Origin of the sequence: Aeromonas popoffii, assembly GCF_000820025.1 — a bacterium.
Classification (GTDB): Bacteria; Pseudomonadota; Gammaproteobacteria; order Enterobacterales; family Aeromonadaceae; genus Aeromonas; species Aeromonas popoffii.
Genome location: NZ_CDBI01000066.1, coordinates 30,648 through 50,014, shown reverse-complemented (window position 1 = coordinate 50,014; position 19,367 = coordinate 30,648). Strand labels below are relative to the sequence as shown.

The 19,367-nt window shown below is 61.2% G+C and carries 17 protein-coding genes; 2 read left to right on the top strand and 15 right to left on the bottom strand.

Going from position 1 to position 19,367, the window contains the following annotated elements; all coding sequences use genetic code 11:
- Positions 1 to 137: 137 nt before the first annotated feature.
- The 3 genes from BN1129_RS13990 to ppnP all read right to left on the bottom strand — a co-directional run bounded on the left by BN1129_RS13990 (position 138) and on the right by ppnP (position 3,664).
- Positions 138 to 1,508 carry an L-serine ammonia-lyase gene (locus BN1129_RS13990; RefSeq protein ID WP_042037330.1) on the bottom strand — a complete coding sequence of 457 codons (1,371 nt, stop codon included), beginning with the start codon at positions 1,506 to 1,508 and terminating at the stop codon, positions 138 to 140.
- A gap of 276 nt (positions 1,509 to 1,784) precedes the next feature.
- Positions 1,785 to 3,167 (bottom strand): L-serine ammonia-lyase, encoded by a 1,383-nt coding sequence (locus BN1129_RS13985; protein WP_042037329.1) that lies wholly within the window; start codon positions 3,165 to 3,167, stop codon positions 1,785 to 1,787.
- 212 nt (positions 3,168 to 3,379) lie between these two features.
- Complete coding sequence (gene ppnP / locus BN1129_RS13980; RefSeq protein ID WP_042037328.1) at positions 3,380 to 3,664, bottom strand: pyrimidine/purine nucleoside phosphorylase; 285 nt, start codon at positions 3,662 to 3,664, stop codon at positions 3,380 to 3,382.
- Between the two features lie 269 nt (positions 3,665 to 3,933).
- On the opposite strand from ppnP, the gene BN1129_RS13975 reads away from it, so the two are divergent.
- A complete protein-coding gene (locus BN1129_RS13975; protein ID WP_042037327.1) occupies positions 3,934 to 5,172 on the top strand; it encodes a dicarboxylate/amino acid:cation symporter in 1,239 nt (412 codons plus the stop codon).
- Between the two features lie 46 nt (positions 5,173 to 5,218).
- Here BN1129_RS13975 and BN1129_RS13970 read toward each other — a convergent pair whose 3' ends face one another.
- Positions 5,219 to 5,635, bottom strand: coding sequence for a MerR family transcriptional regulator (locus BN1129_RS13970; RefSeq protein ID WP_042037326.1), 417 nt, complete (start codon positions 5,633 to 5,635; stop codon positions 5,219 to 5,221).
- A 132-nt stretch (positions 5,636 to 5,767) separates the two neighbouring features.
- Between BN1129_RS13970 and BN1129_RS13965 the strand changes: the two genes are divergently transcribed.
- A complete protein-coding gene (locus tag BN1129_RS13965; RefSeq protein WP_042037325.1) occupies positions 5,768 to 6,931 on the top strand; it encodes an acetyl-CoA C-acyltransferase in 1,164 nt (387 codons plus the stop codon).
- On the opposite strand, the gene BN1129_RS13960 is transcribed toward BN1129_RS13965, so the two are convergent.
- From BN1129_RS13960 to BN1129_RS13910, 11 genes are all read right to left on the bottom strand, one after another.
- On the bottom strand, positions 6,928 to 8,151 hold the full coding sequence (locus BN1129_RS13960; protein ID WP_042037324.1) for an EAL and HDOD domain-containing protein: 1,224 nt from the start codon (positions 8,149 to 8,151) through the stop codon (positions 6,928 to 6,930). The two genes, BN1129_RS13965 and BN1129_RS13960, sit on opposite strands and share 4 nt — an antisense overlap.
- A gap of 130 nt (positions 8,152 to 8,281) precedes the next feature.
- Positions 8,282 to 9,538, bottom strand: a complete 1,257-nt coding sequence (locus tag BN1129_RS13955; RefSeq protein WP_042037323.1) for an OmpP1/FadL family transporter — start codon at positions 9,536 to 9,538, stop codon at positions 8,282 to 8,284.
- Positions 9,539 to 9,790: 252 nt separating this feature from the next.
- A complete protein-coding gene (locus tag BN1129_RS13950) occupies positions 9,791 to 11,089 on the bottom strand; it encodes an outer membrane protein transport protein (protein WP_042037322.1) in 1,299 nt (432 codons plus the stop codon).
- Positions 11,090 to 11,498: 409 nt separating this feature from the next.
- Positions 11,499 to 12,242, bottom strand: coding sequence for a DUF3379 domain-containing protein (locus tag BN1129_RS13945; protein WP_042037321.1), 744 nt, complete (start codon positions 12,240 to 12,242; stop codon positions 11,499 to 11,501).
- A complete protein-coding gene (locus tag BN1129_RS13940) occupies positions 12,235 to 12,825 on the bottom strand; it encodes a sigma-70 family RNA polymerase sigma factor (RefSeq protein WP_084204660.1) in 591 nt (196 codons plus the stop codon). Before BN1129_RS13940 ends, BN1129_RS13945 begins: the two co-directional genes overlap by 8 nt.
- A 34-nt stretch (positions 12,826 to 12,859) precedes the next feature.
- Entirely contained in the window at positions 12,860 to 14,401 is a 1,542-nt protein-coding gene (locus BN1129_RS13935) for a BatD family protein (protein ID WP_157013408.1), read from the bottom strand.
- The gene (locus BN1129_RS13930; RefSeq protein ID WP_042037320.1) at positions 14,398 to 15,909 is read right to left on the bottom strand and encodes a VWA domain-containing protein; all 1,512 of its coding nucleotides are present in this window, start codon (positions 15,907 to 15,909) and stop codon (positions 14,398 to 14,400) included. Before BN1129_RS13930 ends, BN1129_RS13935 begins: the two co-directional genes overlap by 4 nt.
- Positions 15,910 to 15,933: 24 nt before the next feature.
- A complete protein-coding gene (locus tag BN1129_RS13925; protein WP_042037319.1) occupies positions 15,934 to 16,929 on the bottom strand; it encodes a VWA domain-containing protein in 996 nt (331 codons plus the stop codon).
- Complete coding sequence (locus tag BN1129_RS13920; RefSeq protein ID WP_042037318.1) at positions 16,926 to 17,477, bottom strand: DUF4381 domain-containing protein; 552 nt, start codon at positions 17,475 to 17,477, stop codon at positions 16,926 to 16,928. Before BN1129_RS13920 ends, BN1129_RS13925 begins: the two co-directional genes overlap by 4 nt.
- The gene (locus BN1129_RS13915) at positions 17,462 to 18,352 is read right to left on the bottom strand and encodes a DUF58 domain-containing protein (protein WP_209418515.1); all 891 of its coding nucleotides are present in this window, start codon (positions 18,350 to 18,352) and stop codon (positions 17,462 to 17,464) included. The genes BN1129_RS13920 and BN1129_RS13915 overlap by 16 nt, the downstream gene beginning before the upstream one ends.
- Positions 18,349 to 19,299 carry an AAA family ATPase gene (locus BN1129_RS13910; protein WP_042037316.1) on the bottom strand — a complete coding sequence of 317 codons (951 nt, stop codon included), beginning with the start codon at positions 19,297 to 19,299 and terminating at the stop codon, positions 18,349 to 18,351. The genes BN1129_RS13915 and BN1129_RS13910 overlap by 4 nt, the downstream gene beginning before the upstream one ends.
- Positions 19,300 to 19,367 lie beyond the last annotated feature (68 nt).

The following is a 19,367-nucleotide window of genomic DNA, read 5'->3' as shown; positions in this document are numbered from 1 at the left end:
GCTGTATTTATCTTGAGGGATGAATGGGGCGCGGGAATATGGGATGAGCAGGGATGACAAGTCAGGCGAGGCAATCGAAATAACGGGCAACAAAAAGGCGGGAATTCCCGCCTTTTTGTATTTTTGGCAGCCGCTGCTTATTCGCAGGCAACCTGCATCACCTTGATGGCCAAGCCACCACGGGAGGTTTCACGGTACTTGGAGTCCATGTCCTTGCCGGTGATGTACATGGTCTCGATGACCTTGTCCAGGGAGACGCGGGGCTTGGAGGTACGACGCAGGGCCATGCGGGAGGCGTTGACCGCCTTCATGGCTGCGATGGCATTGCGCTCGATGCAAGGTACCTGCACCTGACCGGCAACCGGATCACAGGTTAAACCCAGATTGTGCTCCATGCCGATCTCGGCGGCTTCACACACGTGCTCCGGGCTGCCGCCCATCAGTTCGGTCAGACCCGCGGCGGCCATGGAGCAGGAGACACCCACTTCACCCTGGCAACCCACTTCGGCGCCGGAGATGGAGGCGTTCATCTTGTAGAGCATGCCCACGGCACCGGCAGCCAGATAGAAACGGGTGTATTCGTCGCGACCCACCGGCTGGATGAACTTGTCGTAGTAGGCCAGCACGGCCGGGATGATACCGGCGGCGCCGTTGGTCGGTGCCGTGACGACGCGGCCACCGGCGGCGTTCTCTTCACTCACCGCCAGGGCAAACATGTTGACCCAGTCGATGATATTCATCGGATCGTTGGAGAGATTCTCGTTGGTGGTCAGCTGACGGTAGAGGGGCGCCGCGCGGCGGGGTACACGCAGCGGGCCGGCCAGCACACCTTCGGTGCGACAGCCACGCTCGATCCCTTCACGCATGGTGTTCCAGATCTTGCCGAGCTTCTTGTAGATCTCTTCCGGGGTGTTGAAGCACTTCTCGTTCTCCAGCATCAGGGTGGAGATGGAGAGCCCGGTCTGGCTGCAGTGGGCGATAAGCTCAGCCGCGCTCTTGAACGGGTAGTTGACGGACATGTCGCCGCTGTCGGCCTTGCCGAAGTTCTCTTCGTCGACGATGAAACCACCACCGATGGAGTAGTAGGTCTTGCTGTAGACAGCGTCATCTTCGATGAAGGCGGTCAGCTTCATGCCATTTTCATGCAGCGGCAGGGCCTCATCATGGAACACCATGGCCCCCTTGGGGAAGCTGACTGTGTGGCAGTGCAGGCCGATCGGCAGGCGGCCGGTCTGCTCTACGCGGGAGATGAATTCAGGGATGGCGTCGATGTCGACGTTTTCCGGCAGGTTACCCGCCAGACCCATGATGATAGCGGTATCGGTGTGATGACCTTTACCGGTCCAGGAGAGTGAGCCATAAACATCGACCTGGATCCGGGTGATGTCACGGATCTTGCCGCCTGCACGCAGTTCATCCACGAACTGTTTGGCAGCTTTCATCGGGCCGACAGTGTGGGAAGAGGAGGGGCCAACACCGATTTTGAAGATATCAAAAACGCTGATCATGTAACAATTACCTCAGGATAGAAGGGGGCGCCATGCCCACTCGCAGAAACGGGGTGATCCATGGGACGAGGGCGTCGTCGCCGAGGTCAATGAACCAGATAACCGCAGTGTAACGGTTCAAAGCCTAAAAAAAGTTGAAATAGATCTATTTTTGTTGAATCAGAGGCGCGAGTATAAAATTTATTTTGATGCTTATCCATTTTGTTAAGCGTTTGCCCATAAAAATACCCGGCTAGGCCGGGTATGTGGGGACGAAGTGGAGTCAATTGGCTGTTATTAACATTCTGTAATGTTAACCGCCAGGCCACCGCGAGCGGTTTCCTTGTACTTGGTCTTCATGTCGTTGCCGGTTTCCCACATGGTCTTGATCACCTTGTCCAGGGACACCTTGTGCTCACCCGTGCCACGCAGGGCCAGGCGGGAGGCATTGATGGCCTTGACCGCGCCCATGGCGTTGCGCTCTATGCAGGGCACCTGCACCAGTCCGCCCACTGGGTCGCAGGTGAGGCCCAGGTTGTGTTCCATGCCGATCTCGGCGGCATTCTCGACGATGGCGGGACTGCCACCCAGGATTTCGGTCAGGGCGCCGGCGGCCATGGAGCAGGCGACGCCCACTTCCCCCTGGCAGCCCACTTCGGCCCCCGACAGCGAGGCGTTCTTCTTATATAGGATGCCGATGGCGGCGGCGGTAAGGAAGTAGCTCAGCAGCAGTTCATCATCCACCTTGCGTACGAAACGATCATAGTAGTGCAGCACGGCGGGAATGATGCCGGCGGCGCCGTTGGTGGGGGCGGTGACCACCCGGCCTCCGGCGGCGTTCTCTTCGTTGACGGCCAGCGCAAACAAGTCCACCCACTCGATCACCATCAGGGGATCCTTGTTGAAGTTGGTCTCGCAACTGAGCTGACGATGGAGGGCCGGGGCCCGGCGTTTCACCTTGAGGCCACCTGGCAGTACCCCTTCACTGCGACAGCCGCGCTCGACACAGGCCTGCATCGCCTGCCAGATCTTGCGCAGTCCCGCTTTTATCTCTTGTTCGCTGCGAAACACCTTCTCGTTGGCCAGCATCAGACCCGAGATGGAGAGGCCACTCTCCTGGCAATGGGCCAGCAGCTGGGCGCCGCTCTCGAACGGGTAGGGAATGGGATGGGCGGCATCGAAGCGGGCCGCCTCTTCTTTGGCGTTGGCAAAGTGGCTCTCTTCTATAATGAAGCCGCCGCCGACCGAGTAGTAGGTCTGCTCGAACTGCAGGGTTTCGCTGGCGAAGGCTCGCAGCGTCATGCCGTTGGAGTGGGCGGGCAGTGTCTTGCGGCGATTGAAGATGATGGCGCCACTTCGGGCGAACTGGCATGGCTGCTCGCCGGCCAGCAGCAGCGACTGGTTGCGATCCACTTCGCTGAGGAAGGCGGGAATCGCCTCTATGTCCACTGATTCCGGATCAAAGCCGGCCAACCCCAGAATGATGGCCTTGCCGGTGCCATGGCCCTTGCCGGTCTGACCAAGGGAGCCGTAGCATTCCACTTCTACCCGTTCGATCCGGGGTAGCAGACCCTGTCGCTTGAGCTCTTTAACAAAGGTGCAGGAGGCCCGCATCGGCCCCACGGTATGCGAAGAAGAAGGGCCGATCCCGATGGAAAACAGGTCGAAGACACTGATCATGACACCACTCCGATTATGGGGTTTGTCTAAACATTGTAATTTTTTTGTAGTCGATGGAAAGCAGGGAAGCTGAGGCGTGTGATGGCGGCATACAAATGAGTGGCTGGCAGCGGGCAGGAAAGGTTGGAATGAGCGCGCGGGCGTCAAAGAGAAGGAGCGGGACTTGGGCCCGCTCCTTGGCACTGTTCAGCCACTCATCTGCATTCGGTCACTCAGTCGAGGAATTCGCACAGATAGGCGGTGGGGGTTTTCACCTCCAGCTTGAAAGAGGAGTGGCCCGCCACGTCGAAGGATTGGCCCTGACTGTAGGTGCGCCATTCATCCTCATCGGCCAGTTGTATGGTGAGGGCACCCTTGACCACCGTCATCCGCTCGGGGGCGGCGGTATTGAACTGGTAGTCGCCCGCATTCATCACACCGACCGTGGCTTTGTCTCCTTTTTGCTCGAAACCGATGGATTTTACATTTCCGTCAAAATATTCGTTAACTTTCAGCATGTTTCCATCCCTGTATGCACGTTTGAATAGCAAAAATAGCACATTTTTTTGTCAGTTGTCATGAGCAAAGCAGCAAAAATCACCATGTTCCTTTTGAATCTTTACTTTTTTGCAAACTTATCAATAACTCCTGTTAACGATCTGGCGATTTAAAATAGCAGATAAATGTGAGATAAAGCGCGCGCTCAGGGGAATGAACAAGGTTTCTTCCCCTGTTTGGTTAATTACACTGGGAAAGTGTGAATATTTGCTAATAAAAGGAACATTCTGTGTTAACAAAAGGACTCATAAAGAACGTTGGCTTCCAGGTTGTGGTGGCCATGGTGCTGGGGGCACTGGTGGGGGCGTTCATGGGTGAACAAGCCACCATCTTTGCGCCGCTCGGTACCCTTTTTATCCAGCTGATCAAGATGCTGGTGATCCCGCTGGTGGCCGTCGCCATACTGTCGGGCGCGGCCAATCTGGGCGCCAGCCCGGCGGCAGGCAAGATAGGGGTCACCACCCTGGTTTTCTTCCTCGGTACCTCTGCGCTGGCCGTGCTGCTGGCGCTGGTCATGGGGCAAATGTTCAAACCGGGCGTTGGGGTCGATTTTGGCTCCATGGCTTCCATGTTCTCCGGTGACTACGCCGACAAGGGCGCTTTGCCGGATGCGGTGTCGACCCTGCTTGGCATGATCCCGACCAACGTGTTCCAGGCACTGAACGAGGCCAACATTTTGCAGATCCTGGTGTTCTGCATGTTCCTCGGCATCGCGCTGGCCAAGCAGCCCCGCGAGCGCGCCAAGCCGCTGGTGGACGGGCTCAACACTCTGGTGGACGCCTTCGTCTGGATGATCAACAAGGTGATGCTGATAGCACCGCTCGGGGTATTTGGTCTGATGGCCGAGGCCATAGGCACCTACGGTTTCGACGTGCTGACCCTGGTACTCAAGTTGTTCGTGGTCTATGTGGCTGCCACGCTGATTTTCGGCTTTGTGGTCTACCCGCTGCTGGTGATGATCTTCTCCAATACGCCGGTGATGACGTACTTCTCTGCCATGAAGAAGCCGCAGATTGTCGCCTTCTCCACCGCCTCTTCCATGGCGACCCTGCCGGTGAACATGGAAACTTGCGAGCGGGATCTGAAGGTGACCAACGCCACGGCTTCCTTTGTGTTGCCGCTCGGTGCCACCATCAACATGAGCGGCAATGCCATCTATTACGGTCTGGTCGCCATCTTCTTCGCCCAGGTCTACAACATAGATCTCTCCATGGGTGCCTGGGCCGCCATCATAGTGACCTCGACCCTGGGGGCTATTGGTCAGGCCGGAGTGCCGGGCCCGAGCTTCCTGGTGGTGGCCGTGCTGCTGGCTGCCGGGATCCCGATCGAGGGGCTGCCGCTGTTGTTTGCACTGGATCGCCTGTTCGACATGATCCGTACCGCCCTGAATATCACAGGGGATGCGGCCTGCGCCATTATCGTCGACCGCTACAGCCCGGATTACGATCCGGATCGTTGGTCAAAATAACAGGAACACAAACGAGTCATTGAAAAAGGGGCCATCCGGCCCCTTTTTATGGTTTATCCCCAGTGCTTCTCTGCAACTGGTTCAGTGCCTGCTGGCAGCGCTGCTCGGCGGCATCGAGTTCCAGCAGCACCATCTTGATGTCTTCCAGCTGCTGCTCCAGCATCTCCTGCTTGTCGGCAACCAACCCCAGCATGGTCTGCAGCTGGGTTCTGCTACTCTTGTCCGCATCGTAGAGATCGAACAGATCGCGGATATCCGCCAGGCTGAAACCCAACCGCTTGCCGCGCAGGGTCAGCTTGAGGCGTACCCGGTCCTGCCGGCTGTAGATCCGGGTCTGTCCCTGACGGGTAGGATTCAAAAGTCCCTGATCTTCATAAAAACGAATACTTCGGGTCGTCACATCAAATTCACGGGCCAGTTCGCTGATGCTGTAGGTCCGTGAGTCATCCTTGGTTCGGTTCATGGCGCTATCTTGACTGTCATTTTGTTGTCAATGCAGGCTGGCACCTTACCCAAACGTCAACTTCCCCGCAAGTCTTGTTCCCGCAGCGGGAGCAGCATATGTTATGTCCAGGTAACAAGGAGAGAGCAATTGATGGATATTGTGATTGTTGCGGCCAAACGCACCCCCATGGGGGCCTTCCAGGGGGCGTTGGCCAATGTGTCTGCCCCTGAGCTGGGCGCTTGCGCCATTGCGGCCGCCATGGTGCAAGCCGGCCTCAAGGGGGAGCAGATAGATGAAGCTTATATGGGCAATGTGCTCAGTGCCGGGGTGGGCCAGGCGCCTGCGCGTCAGGCGGTGCTCAAGGCCGGCTTGCCGGACAGCATCCCCTGTACCACGGTCAACAAGGTGTGTGGTTCCGGCATGAAGGCGGTGATGCTGGCGGCAGATGGCTTGCGCCTCGGTGACACGCACATCGTGATCGCAGGCGGTATGGAAAGCATGAGCCGTGCGCCCTACTTGCTTGACAAGGCGCGCAGCGGTTTTCGAATGGGGCATCAGAGTGTGCTGGATCACATGTTCCTTGATGGCCTGCAGGATGCCTATGAAGGACAACTGATGGGACATTACGCTCAGGTGAGTGCTGATCGCGCCGGTCTGGCCCGCTCCGACATGGACGCTTTTGCCATCGCTTCCCTGGCGCGCGCCCTGGCGGCGCAACAAAGCGGTGCCTTCAGGGATGAGCTGGCACCGGTGCTGGCCGGAGATACCCTGCTGCTTGCCGAGGATGAGCAACCCGCCAAGGCCAGGCCCGATAAGATCCCTCACTTGAAACCGGCATTTAGCAAGCAGGGCACCATCACGGCAGCCAACGCCAGCTCCATTTCGGATGGGGCGGCGGCGCTGATCCTGATGCGGGCCGAGACGGCCGCGCAACTGGATCTGCCCGTGCTGGCACGATTGGTGGGTTATCAGAGTCATGCGGCCGCGCCTGCGGAGTTCACCAGCGCCCCGGTCGGCGCCATCCATAGCTTGCTGGCCAAGGTGGGCTGGCGAGTGGAAGAGGTTGACCTGTTCGAAGTCAATGAGGCGTTTGCCATGGTCAGTATGCTGGCAATGGCGGGCTGCAAGCTGCCCCATGACAAGGTGAATGTGAACGGCGGGGCCTGCGCGCTGGGTCATCCCCTGGGGGCAAGCGGCGCCCGGATCCTGGTCACCCTCATTCATGCGTTGCGCACGCGTGGCCTGAAGCGGGGAGTGGCTAGCCTGTGTATCGGTGGGGGAGAGGCGACGGCGGTTGCCATCGAGCTGGGTTAATCCGTGTCTGCCATGGCCTGGAGTTGCTGGTTGACCCAGGCCGTTGCGGCCAGATAGAGCTGGCTGACCTTCTCTTCATTGAGCCCGAGCCGGGCCGTTTTGGCGGTGATGCGCTGCCAGTTTGCACTCTCATAATCCTCACAGAACGAGAGATAAAATCCCAGGTTGCCCTTGCGTTCCAGCAGGGCGACCCGGATCTCCTCGATCAGGGGAATGGTGCCGAGCAGCTTGTCCATCGGCTGCTCCATCAGCACATCCAGCAGCGAGAACAACCCTGTGATGAAGGCTTGCTGTGCCTGCTGGGTAGGGGCATGGGCGTGGGCCAGCAGCTCGCAGAAACGGGCCCGGATCATGGACATCTGATAGAGCTCGGCGCTCTTGCCATGGCCGGCACTGGTGGTGGCGACCAGGGTTACAAAGCGCTTGAGCTGGGCGTGGCCAAGATAGACGGCCGCCTGGCGAAAGGAGGAGATCGGATTGGCGTGGCTCTTCAGGTGGTTGACGTAACGCAGCAGCTTGAGTGACAGCGATATGTCCTGACTTAGCAGTTGCTCGATGCGATTGAGGTCGGGTTCCTCCTGATTGACCACGTTAAGCAGTTGCATCACCACCACCTGAGCGGGCTGCATGGTGGCCTGTTTCACCATTTCGGGTCGACTGAAGAAGAAACCCTGGAACAGATCGATACCGAGTTTTTTCACCCGTTCGAACTCCGCTTTGTCTTCTACCTTCTCCGCCAGATAGGTGAGCGAGAGGTGCTTATGCTGCTGGATGAACATCTTGATCCGCAACAGCGAGGTGGCGCGCAGATCGAACTTGATGATGTGGATATAGGGCAGGAAGCGCTCCCACTCGTCCGACATGGTGAAGTCGTCCAGCGCCAGCTGATAACCTAGCCCATGCAGCTGCTGCACCTTGGCCAGCAGGGCATCATCGGGATCGGCATCTTCCAGGATCTCGATGACCACCTTATCTTGTGGCAGGCATTCGGCCAGCCCCTCCAGCAACAGGGAGTGGGGGAAGTTGATGAAGCAGGGATGCCCACCGAGCAGCTGATCGATGTTCTGTTGCAGGAACTGCTCGACCACCAGTCTGGCTGTGGCTTGTTGGGAGGAGATCACCGGAAAGACATTATTCAGACTGTCGCGGAACAGCAGCTCATAGGCGTGGGTATTCAACTCCCGATCCAGGATGGGCTGCCTTGCTACGTATGAATACATGCATCTCTCCAGTGTGGGTACTGGATTGATTTTATTGTGAAGATGCGCACTATGCCAGTGCTACTGGACTGGAAACGGTCAATAACTGGCATAGTGCTTGTATGGCAGGAGAGATCTGCCTCTGCTTGGGCTAGAAGAGGTAATTCAACTGCAGGCCGGCCAGCCAGGCATCCCCTTCCGAGGTACCCTGGAAGGTGGAGGTGGTCTGCGGCAGCCCGGGTTTCAGCTGCATGGTTTCGGTCACCTCCACCTTCTTGCCATCGATCAGGGTCAGACCCAGATCCAGCGAGAGGTGGCGGTCGATCTGGTAACCCACCCCGGCGCTATACCAGACCCGCTCAGAGTCAGGGATTGAGATGGTGCGGCGATCAGCCGGCACCGGGCTGCGGTCATAGGCCAAGCCGGAGCGCAGCTGCCATTGCGGTGCCAGCTGATAGGTCAGGCCCAGAGCGTAGCGCCAGCTGTCTTCCCAATGTTCGTCCTTGATGTGCATGACACCGTGGTGGTCGAGCTCGGATTCGAGCTGCACGAACTTGCTCCAGTTGGTCCAGTTGATGCTTGAGTGCAGCGCCAGGCTAGGCGTCAGCTGATGAAACAGCGCCAGTTCGGCGGTGGCGGGCAGGGGGAGTTCCAGGCTGCCGGTATCGGTAAATGGCTGATCGTTTTGATCGATGCCGATGGCATCGCCAGAGAGCCTCAGGGTCACGTCGTGGCGGTAGGAGAGGCCGATGCGAGTCGCGTCCGACAGCGTCAGCAGGGTACCCAGGTTCCAGCCCATGGCCCAGCCATCCCCCTTCAGGTGCTTGGCGATCTTGTTGTTGGAGGGGAAGGTGCCACCCACTTCCCCTTCCCCCTGAATGGCGGATATGCCGGCACCGACAGACCAGACACGGTTGATGCGATAGGCCAGTGAGGCACTCAGATCCAGGGTCTTGATATCGGAGACATTGCCGAAGTGACCGGCATTATAGTTGTCCGGCATCTCGACGCCGAGGCCGTAGTAGGCGGTCGCTGCCAGTCCCAGCCGCCACTGCTCATTGAGCGGCACTATCAGGTAGGCGTTCGGTATCCAGGCATCATCGGCAATGTCGTGGGCGCTCGCATCCAGCGTGACGGGTCCCATGGCGGTGGGGACCCGGGTGATCCCTTGGATGTTGACGTCGGGGCGCACATAGATGAAGCCGCCGGAGAAGGCCATGCGATCGAAGCTGGTCATGGCGGCGGCGTTGCGGGAGAGCACGCTGGCATTGTCGGCGATAGCGGCCTCGCCTGCGAAGGCGCGGCCCATGCCGGTGGCGGATTGTTCTGCCAGCTGGAAACCTGCCGCCTGGGCCTGGCTTGATAGCATCAGCAGGGCGATGAGAGACGGCGTCATGGTGGAGTGCATGGGATGGTCCTTGAAAGTGAACTTGGCGTTCAATCTGTCTTATGGTCGGGTGCAGGATTTTATATGGTATGACCAGTAAGGCAACGGCAGGGGGGCTGTGGGGAGAAAAACAAGATTAAATGCTGAGGGATAGGAGACTAATAGCTTGATAAAAAAGGAAAAGTGAACAACTGTTTGCTACAGCTGTACGCTGAAAACGAAATTTGGCATAAAAAAGAGCGCCCGTAGGCGCTCTTGTCAATTGGCTGACGATCAGAATTTCATGTTGAACTGAGCGGAGGCCAGCAGGGCGTTACCGTGGGAGGTACCCTTCCAGCGCAGCGCTTCGCTGTTTTCGACCAGCTTCTCGTTGACGTCAACTTTCTTGCCGTCCAGATAGGCCATACCGAAATCGACGCTCATGTCCTTGTCGATGTGGTAGGTGGCACCGGCGCTGTACCATATGCGATCGGAGTCCGGGATACTCAGGCTGCGGTATTCCTGCGTGATCGGAGTCTTGTCGTAGGCGAAGCCGATGCGAGCTTCCCAAGCGGGATTGACGTACCAGGTGCCGCCCAGCGAGTAACGGGTGGAGTCCTTGAACTTCTCCGGCTTGTGCAGGCAGACACCGACACCGTCAGCGCTGTTGCACTGGCCGCTGGTGGCCTTGAGCTCCTGGAAGGCACTCCAGTCGGTCCAGCTCACCGAGTAATGCGTGGCAAATTGCTGGTTCAGGCGGTGGTAACCGGCGAATTCGGCTTGGGCTGGCAGCTCCAGCGGCAGTTCGCCACCGACTGTCTTGAAGCCGGAGGAGGTTCCCCGATAGTCACCCTTGAAGGTCAGGTCTACCTGGGAGCGATAGGTCAGGGCGAAACGGTTGTTCTCGTTCACCTCATACATGGTGCCCACGTTCCAGCCGTAACCCCAGTCATCCCCTTTCATGTGGCTGACGATGGTGTCCTTGCCGATACCCGGCACGCCACTCAGTGGCGGCACGGCGGCCAGCACACCGGCTCGGCGGTTCAATTCAGCCTCGGCATACACCAGGTTCAGACCCGCACCGACACTGAATTGCTGGTTGACGCGGTAGGCGATGTTCGGGTTGATGTTGACGGTCAGCAGCTCTGTATCGCCGGCAATGGAGCCTGCGTTGAAGTTGTCGGAATATTCGGTGGACAGACCGTAGTTGGAGAATATGCCGATACCCCATGCCCACTGATCGTTCAGCGGCTGGATGAAGTAGGTGGCAGGCACGAAGGCGCTTGGCGCGATACCGCTTTCGCTGGCGCTTGCCAACTTGGTGGGGCCGGCATAGATATCACCATTTACATCCACATCCGGCTTGATATAGGTGCCGGCGACGGAGAGTGCCATCTTGTCAAAGCGGGTCATGGCTGCCGGGTTGCGTGACACCACGGAGGCATTGTCCGCCACGACGGCTTCCCCTGAGTACGCGCGACCCAGACCGGAGGCTGAGTGTTCGTTCAGCTGGAACGCGGAGGCAAAGGTTTGGGTACTGGCCAGGGTGACGGCGGCAGCGATCAGGCTCTTTTTGAAAAAGGCAGTTGTCATAGTGTTCTCTCTTGTAGGCAGATTTTCTGTCAGCATCAGGGCTTTTTTGCCACCGTATATGACAAGATCTGTTGTTATTTCAGCTTCTTCCCATTCAATTCTGGCGTGATTCTATGGTTCTGGTAGGAGGTAAGAAATCAGACCAGTGACAGCAGAATACATAAAAGTGACTATTGTGTTAATCATTTGTTTTAACTTGGCGTTTAAATAGTCTCTTTTGCCACTTATTGAATGAAATCCGAGCGTTAATGCTGATCCGCATCACAAAAATAATTTTGACCATTTGCAGTGATTGGGCGGCAAATGAGTGAGGATTGTGGTGGGAAAGGAGAGGAACGGGCAGACAACCGGATTGTCTGCCCGTGCAGTTGACTCGATGCGATGCGAGTCAGGATTGGGTTAACTCCTGTTAAATCGACCAGTGCAGACGGGACCCCAGCGCCTGCACCATCGGATCCAGTGGCTCCTGCATGTCACCGATTAACACCATGTTGGCCCCCTTGAGTTGTACTATCTCCCCCTTGAGCTGGCCATCTTCGAAAGTGGGCTGCAGGGTGAGTGGCACATGCTTGGGCACCAGGAACAGGGTCACGGGTCCCATCTTGCCCTGGAACACCATGTGCAGCGCCGGTCCCTGGTAAAAAGCACAGTGATTGACGTAGGTGACGTTCAGGTCTTGCATGCCCATCAGGGTAGCGCCATATTTTTCCATCTTGGCGTTGATGGTGCGCAGGCTCACCTTCTCATCCACATCCTTGATGAAGGGCTCCTCCCCGTAGACGTGGGCCATGGCGACTTGGGCAAGGGAGAGTTCAGCCGGTGGCGTCAGCGGCCAGCTGAGCCAGCGGGTGCTCATGCCGAGCAGGAAGGCGACCGAAGCAGCCATGGCCAGCGGGCGCCATTGGCTGCGCGGGCTTACTTGCAGGGGAACCTGGCTCTCCTGTTCGGCGTTCAGCGCCTGCCTGAGCAGGATGCGCTCGACCAGCCCGGCCGGTACCTCGACCTCCAGCGCCTGATGCAGGCGACGGTCCAGCTGCTTCATCTCGTCCAGATGCTTGCGATTGGCGGGGGAGGCCTGCGCCGCATCGAGAAAGGCGGGGTCATGCTCCAGCGGATGGGTGATGGCCCGCCGGCGAAATTCCAGCTCATCCATTGGTGTGTCCTCTCTGTTGTGTCGTTGACTCCATGGCCTCTTTGATCTGGTTGCGGGCCCGAAACAGGCGAGTCATGACGGTGTTCTTGTTCAATCCCAGTTGCGCCGCTATCTCGTCGCCGCTGAAGCCCCCCAACACCTGCAACAGCAGGGGCTCCTGATACTCGGCGGGCAGGCGGGCTATGTGGCGTCTGAGCCACTCGTTTTCCATCTCCTGCTCGTTGTGCAAGGCATCCGGATCGCTCTGGGGATGCGCGTCGAGATCGATGAGATCGAACTGCTTGCGCTCGAACCGGCGGGCATTCTCCCGTCGCAATATGGTGATGAGCCAGGCCTTGGCGGCCTTGTCATCGAGCAGCGAGTCGATGCCCTTCCAGGCGCGCAGGAAAGTCTCCTGCACCAGATCCTCCGCCACCTGCGGATCCCGACATAGCCAGTAGGCGTAGCGATAAATGTCCCCGTGCAGGGCATGCACCAGGGCTTCGTATTTGGTCTGTTTGTCTGCCATGCCTCCATAGACCGGGGAAACCGTGGGATCCTTTCCGACGGTGGCTCCTTTTTTTTTGAAAAAACCTAACGCCATCGCTGGGCTTCCTTTATATGAGTGTCCCCAAGGGTCATTGACCCAGGCGTGCCAGTTGCATGAGGCCATAGGCTATCGCAAAAGGTTCATACGCGCATAGCGGGCCGGCGAGGCCTTGCCATGGGGGCTGACGGTCAGAGGGGGAGGCCTGGGTGGCAAAACAGGCGCAATCCAGTGCGGCGAGTCCGGTGGCAAGCGCGGGGGCATGGCGACAGGGCAAGTCAGTGAGGTGTGCGGTGCGGTGCGCATGGCGTCGTGGCCAGCGCAGGCTGGCCCATGCCAGCAAGGTCGCTCTGGCATGGTTTGCATCCTCGCGCCGCAGTGCCCGCTGCAAGCGATAGAAGGCGTGCCAGCGTGGCCACCCTTGCCAGAGGGCGCGCAGCAGCAGGGCCCAGATCACCCAGTAAAGGCTCTCATGGTTTGGTCCGGTGAAGGCTTCCTGTGTCGGTGTGACTGCCTCGATGCGCAGCGGGGTGGCGGGCAGACGGGCGTATTCGATGCGCCCGCTCCGGGTGTTGAACCAGGGCAGCGTGATGGCTGGCAACAGGTAGTCGCCTGGCGCTGTGGCCGTCAAGGCCTGACGCCACTGGCGCTCGAAGCGCAGCACTCCCTTGGCGAGAAAGCGCTCCTGCTGCTGTTCTCCATCCGGTCTTGCCGCCATTGCGGCGGGCAGGGCAGCGGGCCCGGTGAGCTTGGGCAGGGTGAGCCGGTTGCCATCGCCGCCTTCCATCACCAGCGTCAGGGTGCGGATCACCGGCTCTCCCACCCTGGCACCCGAGGCTGGGCTTAACTGCTGGCTCAGGGTCAACTGGCTGGCCACTGGTTGCTGCGGCGCCAGGTCGATTTTCACAAACAGGGTGTCCGCTCTGGCCGAGAGGGGGTCACTGGTGCCGTTATCCTGGGGCAGACGGCCCTGAAAACGCGGCGACACCAGCGGATGTAGCCCGGGCTCTCTGGCCTGCAGCAGCCAGTTGCGGGTCAGCCGGCCCGGCAGTCCTGACCCTGCCGGGGCCTGCCACTGATCCTCGCCCAGGCGGCGAATGGTGAAGGCGTCGCTGGCTGGCTCTGTGAGGTTGGGGGCCTCCATGTTGGCGGGTAACCAGAGGCTGAGTTGATAGATGAAGGGTTGGCCCGGATAAAGCGGCCCCTGATGCAGCACCCTGGCCTGCAGCTCTATGGGGGAGATGGCCTGGCTGGGTTGCGCTACCAGTGTGCCCGCCTGGCGGCGCAGCGGCAGGGGCAAGGCTGGAGTCTGCTCCTGCCCAAGTGATAGGGAGGGCACAACCTCGGGGCTTGTATCCAGGGTGTGCAGCGGGATCTGCCAGCGGGTCAGGCTGTGCACGGGAGTGGTGACCCGGCTCATGGTTACCTTGCCCACTGCGAACTGGCGCAGCAGGGGGGCGATGACGAGTTCGTTGCTCTGGCGCTCCCCGTCCGCCTCTATGACCAGCAGCCAGTCACGGCTGTCGGCCCCCGGCAACAGCTCTGCCCTTGGCGGCGCGGCCAGCACAGGGGTTGAAAGCAGGCAGAGCAGCAGCCAGCAAGGCAGCAAACACAGCAGAGGATTGATTTTCACCAGGTGTCATCCCCTTTCAGTGCTCTATTCCAGGTGCCTTTCACCTCTTCCTTGAGCTGACGACGCTCGGCCTCCTTGCGCAGCCGCTGCTCCAGCAGCACCACGGGGGGGGCTGGCGGCAGCGGCGCGTCCGGGGTGGTGGCCTGCTCGGGGGCGTCGATGGGCTTGGGATCTTGCGCAGCCGGGCTGGCCTGGGGCGGTTGGGCTCGCAGCAGGGCGAGGTTATAGAGTGCATCCTGGTGGCCGGGCTCTAGCGCCAGCGCTGCCAGATAAGCTTGCTCGGCGGCGGCAAGATCCCCGAGCTGTACCAGCGCATTGCCCCGGTTGTAGTGGGCGGTTGCACTGTTGGCACGGGTGTAGGCGGCGACAGCCCGTGCGTAGTCACCGGCTCTGTACCAGGCATTCCCCTGCCAGACGGGGTCCTGGAAGCGGCGAGCCGCTGCCAGATAGTGCCCCTGCTGGAACGCTTGCCAGGCCTGGCTCTCCTGCGTGGATAACGCGGAGGCTGGGCTGGCCTGCAAGGGAGGTGGACTGAAGAGGCCAGTACCTGCGGCCAGCAGAAGCAGCCAGAGCGTGCCGACGCGGGCCAGCAGGGCCAGGGGCAGCAGGGGCAGCAGCAACCAGGGGCCCAGATCCCGTGACTGATGGGCCGTCAGCGTCTGGCTCATGGGGAGGGGCGCAAAGCGTGGCAGCCCTGCCTGCAGCCATTGCAACTGACCGCCAAGCTCGCTGGCCAGCTGCTGCATGGTCGCCACATCGGGGGCGGGCAGCTCGCTGCCTAAGGTTGCGCCAAAGCTTTGTATCTTGCTGGTGGCGGGCGGCAGCCTGCTGCTCTTGCCGCCGTTGGCGAGCAGGATATCGAGGCGGGGCGCCGCCTGCTGATGACAAAACAGGCTGCCCTGACAGGGCCAGAGCGCACGGATCCTCTCTGCCTGCTGCGCCGAGAGACCGTCGGTGACCAGCAGCAGGCGTGCTTGCTGGCCCGGGGGGATCTGGTCGAGCGCCAGCGCCACGGCGCGCTCGGGGGCACTCCCTTGTTTGGGCATGATGGCCGGGCGCAGGTCGGGCAACAGCAGCGCCATGGCCTGGTGATCCCGGGTGGCAGGCATGGCGAGGTAGGCATCGCCGGCAAACAGTATGAGGGCGATGGGGCGCCCCTCCTTGCCCGGGTGGGCCTCGGCCAACATATCCTGCAGCAGCACCCGCACCCGGGTGGCTCTGTCTGGCAGCAGATCGGTAGCCAGCATGGAGCGGGAGAGATCCAGTAACCAGATGTCGAGGGCCGGTGTCGGGATGGCCTGGCTCTGCTGGCGCAGGGCGGGGCCGCTGAGGGCCAGTATGACGGGCAGACCTGCCAGCCAGAGCCAGGGCAGGGTACGGCGGCGCCCCGGCAGCAGGTAGGCCTGCATGGCAGGGGCGAGCAACGGTGGCTGCCGGCGACGACAGCCCTGCCACAGCCAGGGCAGCAGGGCCAGCAGCCAGAGCGGGCGCAAGAGGATCAGCTCCATGACGGCCATCCCTGGCAGCGTGGTTTAATCATGAGCCTGCCCCCGTGGCAGTCGCCAGCGTAGACGCAAGGAGGGTGGCCAGCGCAGCCGGGCGGGCCAGCTCAACAGCAGCCAGGCCAGCGCCAGCGGCCAGGGGTAGAGCTCGACGTTGGGTCGATAGTGGGTGTGGGGCGTGGCGACGGGCTCCAGGGTATCCAGGGTCTGGTTGATGGCATCGAGATCGCTTTGGGTGCGGGCGCGGAAATAGCGGCCATGGCCCATCTTGGCCAGTTGTTGCAGTAGGGTCTCGTCCAGCTCGGTGCTGGGATCGCTCTGAGCCGGAGCCAGTGCCTCGGCGAAGGTATCGGGATCGGCCCCCACCCCCAGGGTATAGAGGGTCATGCCGCTGGCAGCGGCCCGTTTTGCCTCGCTCAGGGGATCGGCGTTGCCCGCCGTGTTGCGACCATCGGTGACCAGCAGCAGAGCGGTGGGGCGGTTGGGGTCGGCGTGCTGGCGGGCCAGCAGTATGGCTTCCCCCAGTGCTGTGGTGCGGCCCACCAGATCGAAGTCCAGCTCGCGGGCCAGGGTGAGCAGAGCCTGGGTCTCCTGGGTCAGGGGCGAAAGCAGGTAGGCGTGATCGGCGAAGACGATGAGGGCGATGCGATCGCCGGGGCGGGCCTGGATCAGCTGACTTATCTGCTGGCGCACCGCACTGAGCCTGTCCCGTTGCTCCCCCTCATCCAGCATGTCCTGGGTACGCATGCTGTCGGAGAGATCCACCGCCAGGATCAGATCCCGGCTGCTCTGGTAACTGACGAGGGGCGGCTCCTGCCATTGGGGGCGGCACAGGGCCAGCACCAGGGCGCACCAGCACAGGGCCATGCGCCAGAGTGGCTGGCCGGCGTGGGCACGCAACAGAGGAAAGCCGTCGTGCGCCAGCGTAGTTCCATTGTGCTGGTCGGTTGAACGCGGCGGCAGGCCGAAGCGCACCAGGAGTGGCACTACCAGTGCCAGCGCAAACCAGGGCCAGGCGAGGATCATGATGAGCTCCTTGCGCGCAGGCGCGCCAGACCCTGTTGCCAACGGATCCTCAGTGTGATCACCCTCTGTGGCAGGCAGCAGCAGGCTCGCCCCCAACGGAGGTAGGCGCGGCGCAGCGCCTCCCGTTGGCGGGGATCCGGTATCCCCTGACCGTAGAGCCAGTGTGGCCACAGGGGGGCAAACTCACGGAACTGGCTGCCTCCCTGCCTGTCCAGAAACGCGAGCCAGGCCTCCCCTTGCAAGGTGCGCGCCTCGGGCCAGCGGCCAAGGGCGGCCTCACGCAGCGCGGCCTGCAGTCGGGGCACCAGCTCGGGCGCCTGCCAGTCGATTTGTCGCTGCCAGTGGCGATAGCGCAGCAGGCTGAGCAGGGCTGGGCCGATCAGCGCCCCCATCAGCAGTATGATCAGCAGCGCCCACCAGCCCTGAAGGCGGGGATCCGGTGCCTGGGTCAACATGGGGCCAGGGTGGATGTCGCGCAGCTGCGCTGCCAGCGCGGACACGGGAGGCGTACCGGAGATGGCGGCGAGCAGGCTCAGAACTGGCGACATGCGCCCTCCTGCCACTGGCGTTGCAGCGGCTGGCCGTTGTCGAGCCGGTAGAGACGCTGCACCAGCGGCAGCAGTTGCTGATGGCTTTGCCGGGCCAGCCGCTCGGCCGCCCGTTGGTAGCGGTGGGCAAAGCCTGGCTGGGTGGCGTCGAGCCAGCCTCTCTGTCTGCCCGCTTGCACCGCCAGCCGTCCCTGGTCGGGCAGGTCTGCCTCCAGCGGATCCCGGATCTGCCAGCAGTGGATGTCGTGGCGTCGACCGAGCAGTTGCAACTGCTGGCAGAGGGCCGCATCGCAGGGTTGGTGATCCGTGATGATCGTCAATCTGGCGCCATGGGGCAGGGTGAGCCGTGCCAGGGTCTGGGCCAGTGATCGCGGCAGGGGCGTGCGATCCAGCCCCTTGTCGTAGTGGTGACAAAGGGCCTCCAGCAAGGGCACCAGGGGGCCGCGCTGGGGGTGGACATGGCACTCAACGCCGTGGCAGATCAGGGTGTTGGCCTGTTTCTCCCCCTGCCACAAGAGGGCCGCCGCCAGCTCGCAGCCCAGGCGTGCCTTGAGTTGGCAACGGGATCCGAAGTACATGGCGGGGGAGAGATCGAGCAGCAGCCAGTGGGCCTGATCCTGCTCCTCTCTGTAGAGTCGGGTGTAGGGGCGACCGAGCCGGGCAGTGACCCGCCAGTCGATGTGGCGCACCTCATCCCCCGCCTGATAGGCGCGCAGCTCGCGAAAGGTGAGCCCCGGCATGCGGCCAAGCCGGCCCTGCTGGGCCGGTTGGACACGCGGCTTCGGCCCCTGTCTCGCCCACAGCCGGATGGCCAGCAACTGGGCCAGGGTGAGGGCAATATCGGGATGTGCGCGGGGGGCCGGGTGGGAAGTCAAGGGCACGGTATTGCGTCCAGTAGTCGGGCGATCAGGATGTCGTTGTCCAGGTTGTCTGCCAGCGCCTGATAGCTGGGAATGAGGCGGTGGCGCAGTATGGCCGGCGCCAGTTGTTGTATGTCTTCCGGCAGCACGAAGTCCCGTCCGGCGAGCCAAGCCTTGGCGCGGGCGGCGCGGGCCAGGCCTATGCTGGCCCTGGGGCTGGCACCCACGGCGATAAGGGGCGCAAGCTCGGGGCACAGGCCGCTGTCCGGGCGGGTTGCGCACACCAATTGCACCAGATAGTGCTCGAGTCGCCCCTGCATCTGGACTGCCTGTACCGCCGAGCGGGCCGCCAGCAGGTCGGCCTGGCTCAGGGTGACTGGCGGTGGCGTCAGCTGTTCGCCCCGGGCGTTGAGTTGCAAGATGGCGAGCTCCATGGCAGGGCTGGGGTACTCCACCAGCAGCTTGAGCAGGAAGCGGTCGAGCTGGGCCTCCGGCAACGGGTAGGTCCCTTCCTGCTCTATGGGGTTTTGGGTCGCCGCAACCATGAACAGCGGTGGCAGGCGCCAACTCTTCTTGCCCACTGTTATCTGGTGCTCGGCCATGGCTTCCAGCAGCGCGGATTGCACCTTGGCGGGGGCCCGGTTGATCTCGTCCGCCAGCACCAGGTGGTTGAACAGGGGGCCGGGCTGGAACACGAAGCTGGCGTCTTGCGGGTGAAACACCTCGCTGCCGGTGAGATCGGCAGGCAGCAGGTCGGGGGTAAACTGGATGCGGGCGAAACGCCCCTCCACGGCCCCGGCCAACGCCTTGACGGCGCGGGTTTTGGCAAGACCGGGAGCGCCTTCGATTAACACATGTCCTTCACATAGCAGGGCGATCAGCAGCCCTTCTATCAGTGCTCCCTGTCCCAGAATTTGACTGCCAAGATAGTCCCCAAGCTGTCTGAACTCGGCTGCTGCCATGTGATGAACCCGTTGTTTTTATGGAGGTTGCTCTTTTTATACTCCAGTTGGTCCCCGAGGGCGAGGGA

Coding starts and splice junctions, on each gene's coding strand:
- BN1129_RS13920 (WP_042037318.1), bottom strand. CDS start 17,477: ATGTCGCCAGTTCTGAGCCTGCTCGCCGCCATCTCCGGTACGCCTCCC.
- BN1129_RS13965 (WP_042037325.1), top strand. CDS start 5,768: ATGGATATTGTGATTGTTGCGGCCAAACGCACCCCCATGGGGGCCTTC.
- BN1129_RS13985 (WP_042037329.1), bottom strand. CDS start 3,167: ATGATCAGTGTCTTCGACCTGTTTTCCATCGGGATCGGCCCTTCTTCT.
- BN1129_RS13970 (WP_042037326.1), bottom strand. CDS start 5,635: ATGAACCGAACCAAGGATGACTCACGGACCTACAGCATCAGCGAACTG.
- BN1129_RS13960 (WP_042037324.1), bottom strand. CDS start 8,151: ATGTATTCATACGTAGCAAGGCAGCCCATCCTGGATCGGGAGTTGAAT.
- BN1129_RS13950 (WP_042037322.1), bottom strand. CDS start 11,089: ATGACAACTGCCTTTTTCAAAAAGAGCCTGATCGCTGCCGCCGTCACC.
- BN1129_RS13990 (WP_042037330.1), bottom strand. CDS start 1,508: ATGATCAGCGTTTTTGATATCTTCAAAATCGGTGTTGGCCCCTCCTCT.
- BN1129_RS13940 (WP_084204660.1), bottom strand. CDS start 12,825: ATGGCGTTAGGTTTTTTCAAAAAAAAAGGAGCCACCGTCGGAAAGGAT.
- BN1129_RS13945 (WP_042037321.1), bottom strand. CDS start 12,242: ATGGATGAGCTGGAATTTCGCCGGCGGGCCATCACCCATCCGCTGGAG.
- BN1129_RS13930 (WP_042037320.1), bottom strand. CDS start 15,909: ATGGAGCTGATCCTCTTGCGCCCGCTCTGGCTGCTGGCCCTGCTGCCC.
- BN1129_RS13910 (WP_042037316.1), bottom strand. CDS start 19,299: ATGGCAGCAGCCGAGTTCAGACAGCTTGGGGACTATCTTGGCAGTCAA.
- ppnP (WP_042037328.1), bottom strand. CDS start 3,664: ATGCTGAAAGTTAACGAATATTTTGACGGAAATGTAAAATCCATCGGT.
- BN1129_RS13925 (WP_042037319.1), bottom strand. CDS start 16,929: ATGATCCTCGCCTGGCCCTGGTTTGCGCTGGCACTGGTAGTGCCACTC.
- BN1129_RS13955 (WP_042037323.1), bottom strand. CDS start 9,538: ATGCACTCCACCATGACGCCGTCTCTCATCGCCCTGCTGATGCTATCA.